We start from the raw sequence: 580 nt of genomic DNA on the forward strand, positions 1-580 counted from the left end.
GTCCACGACCGTGTGGCTCGACAAGGCCGACCGGGGCAGCCGGTCCAGACGGTCGTCCCTGACCGCCGTGACCGTGCCGTCCGGCGACTCGACCAGCAGGACCGAGTCGGACAGCACCAGACAGTCCACCGAGCCGGGTGACCAGCGGGCGAGCACCACCGTCGCCTGCGGCGTTCGTGGGTGAGAAAGGTCACAGGTCGCGGCATGGCTCTCAGCCGTGCGCGCGATGCCCCGGGACAGCAGCCCGGCCGGCGGAACATCCGGGAGGGAAACGGTCAGTTCGGTCAGCGCGCCGCCCAGCCGGGCGGTGAACCAGGGCACCGAAGGCAGACAGCCGCCCCCGTCCGGCGGCGGCGTGACCCCGTCCAGGACCACGAGCGCGCCGCCCTGTCCGGAGGCCGGGAGCGCGACGCTCGCGAAGTCCTCGTTGGGGCGCCCTGGATCACCGGGTTCCGAAACTAGCTCCGTGCGCATCCGGCCAGTCTGCACGAGCTCTCCACAACGACCGCCGGAGCCCGGCAACAGCCGCCCGTTCTTCATGAGCGCGCAGGTCACGGGTCTGATTTGGCAGGGAATGGAG

1 pseudogene is annotated in these 580 nt (G+C 71.4%); it reads right to left on the reverse strand.

Annotation, left to right across the window (positions count from 1 at the left end):
• Positions 1-474 (reverse strand): annotated as a pseudogene (locus LPA54_RS35505) (hypothetical protein); the annotation flags it as partial.
• Positions 475-580: the final 106 nt, after the last annotated feature.

Source organism: Streptomyces sp. DH12 (genome assembly GCF_020873895.1).
Lineage (GTDB): Bacteria > Actinomycetota > Actinomycetes > Streptomycetales > Streptomycetaceae > Streptomyces.